We start from the raw sequence: 2,169 nt of genomic DNA, 5'->3' as shown, positions 1-2,169 counted from the left end.
ATCGATACCGCCAACAGCAGCGCCAAACTGGAAAACGGCGTGTTGACCCTGACACTGGGCAAAAAAGTCCCTGTCAGCAACGTCACCCACCTCGACATCCAGTAACCACCGACCAAAGCCGGTTAGCCGTCCCTGCCAGCCGGGGCCGTGGAACCGGCTTTGCCGGGCCGCAGGCGCAGCGGCCCCCTCGGGGGGACGGGGAACTACGCGGCGCGAGCGACCGTGGGGGTCAAACTCCAGCGCGGCTTCACATCAAACGTGTAGTCGCGCTGAAGCGTTTCAAGCCCCGCCTGCAGCCGCATGCCGGCCGCCAGCGCAATCATGGCGCCGTTGTCGGTGCACAAATGCAGTTCCGGGTAATGCACACGAATACCGCGTTGCTTGCACACGGCATTGAGCTGGCTTCGCAGCAGCGCATTGGYGCCCACGCCGCCCGCCACCACCAGGCGTTTGAGCCCGGTTTGCGCCATGGCGGCCAGTGATTTTTTCACCAATACCTCCACGATCGCCGCCTGCGTGGATGCCGCGAGGTCGGCCTTGCGGCTGTCCAGCTCCGCACCCAATTTTTTGGCCTGAGTCAGCACTGCGGTTTTGAGCCCGGCAAATGAAAAATCCAGGTCACCACTGTGCAGCAAGGGTCGCGGCAACTTGAAGGCCGCGCAGTCGCCGTGCTCAGCCAGCTTCGACAGATGGGGCCCGCCGGGATAAGGCAAGCCCATCAGCTTGGCCGACTTGTCAAAAGCCTCACCTGCCGCATCGTCAATGGTTTCACCGAGCAATTCGTAACTGCCGACCCGGTCCACCCGCATCAGCTGGGTATGGCCGCCAGACACCAGCAGCGCCACAAAAGGAAACTCGGGCGGGTCGGCGCTCAGAAAGGGCGACAGCAAATGCCCTTCCAGGTGATGCACACCCATCGCAGGCTTGCCCAGCGCCGCCGCCAGCGAGCAAGCAACACCCGCCCCCACCAGCAGCGCACCCGCAAGCCCAGGGCCGCGTGTATACGCCACCACATCCACTTGCGCCAGGCTGCTGCCCGCCTCGGCCATCACCTGATGCGTCAAAGGCAAGACACGCCGGATATGGTCCCGGCTCGCCAGCTCAGGCACCACACCACCATAAGCCTGGTGCATGTCGATCTGGCTGAACAAGGCGTGCGACAGCAGGCGCGGCACGCCACTGCCGCTGGCATCCACCAGCGCCACACCGGTTTCATCGCAACTCGATTCGATTCCCAAGACTCTCATCCTTCGAGTGTAAAGCCCCCCGTTCAGGCTCACTACGTGTAGCCTGCCCCCTCAAGGGGGCGGTGCCTGCGGTCTGGCAAAGCCAGTCCCGCGGCTCCCGCTGGTTGAGCCCCTCCTCAACCCAGCATGAGCCCTGGAACCGGCTTTGCCGGGCCGGAGGGCGGGCAGACCCCTCGGGGAGGTAAGGAGTTACACGCAGTGAATGACCGTGGGGGCACGTTTCTTGCACTAAATCCTGCATGACGCCGTCCCAATCCCTGCGCCTTGTCATCATCGCCCCGGACCTGCTGGAGTCCGTGTCCGATGACGACCATGCGCGGGAGCTGGCCGAGCGCTCGCGCCAGCTGCGCATCGGATTGCTGGAAAACGGTTACAACATCGTCGCGGTGCTCCCGGCCGATACCTTCCTGGACGAGCGCCTGGCGCAACTGCAACCCGACATGATCATCGTGGACGCCGAAAGCGAGGCCCGCGATTCGCTGGAGCATGTGGTGATGGCGACGCGGGACGCCCGTCGGCCCATCGTGCTGTTCACCAACGACAACGACACCAGCCACGTGAAGGATGCCGTCGCCGCCGGCGTGTCGGCCTATGTAGTGGCCGGCCTCTCCCCGGACCGCATTCGGCCTATCCTGGACGTGGCCATGGCGCGCTTTGAGCACGAGCAGGGCCTGCGCAAGGAACTGGCACACGCCAAAACAGAGCTGCATGACCGAAAAGTCATAGACCGGGCCAAGGGCATGCTGATGCAGCGCCAGGGCCTGACCGAACAGGCCGCCTTCGAAAAGCTGCGCAAGGCAGCGATGGATAAGGGCCTGCGGCTGGGCGAAGTCGCCCAGCGCATGCTCGACGCCCTGGATTTGCTGGGATAAATCCCGGGCCTGATCTCAGGTAACCCTCAATTGGTGCACCGCACAAATAC

2 protein-coding genes and 1 pseudogene are annotated in these 2,169 nt (G+C 63.9%); 2 read left to right on the top strand and 1 reads right to left on the bottom strand.

Translation table 11 applies throughout. The annotated features are described in order from the left end of the window. Nucleotides 1-105: pseudogene (locus AC1DWI_RS20525) on the top strand (Hsp20/alpha crystallin family protein); the annotation flags it as partial. Nucleotides 106-203: 98 nt separating this feature from the next. On the opposite strand, the gene tsaD reads toward AC1DWI_RS20525, so the two are convergent. After that, nucleotides 204-1,247 carry a tRNA (adenosine(37)-N6)-threonylcarbamoyltransferase complex transferase subunit TsaD gene (gene tsaD, locus AC1DWI_RS20520; RefSeq protein WP_477725614.1) on the bottom strand — a complete coding sequence of 348 codons (1,044 nt, stop codon included), beginning with the start codon at nucleotides 1,245-1,247 and terminating at the stop codon, nucleotides 204-206. 239 nt (nucleotides 1,248-1,486) lie between these two features. On the opposite strand from tsaD, the gene AC1DWI_RS20515 reads away from it, so the two are divergent. Further along, nucleotides 1,487-2,119, top strand: coding sequence for an ANTAR domain-containing response regulator (locus tag AC1DWI_RS20515; RefSeq protein WP_477671583.1), 633 nt, complete (start codon nucleotides 1,487-1,489; stop codon nucleotides 2,117-2,119). Nucleotides 2,120-2,169: the final 50 nt, after the last annotated feature.

Source organism: Polaromonas sp. P3_C2, from assembly GCF_056402675.1.
Note: the sequence above shows the minus strand (reverse complement) of the source record. Positions and strands in the feature narration are given on the sequence as shown.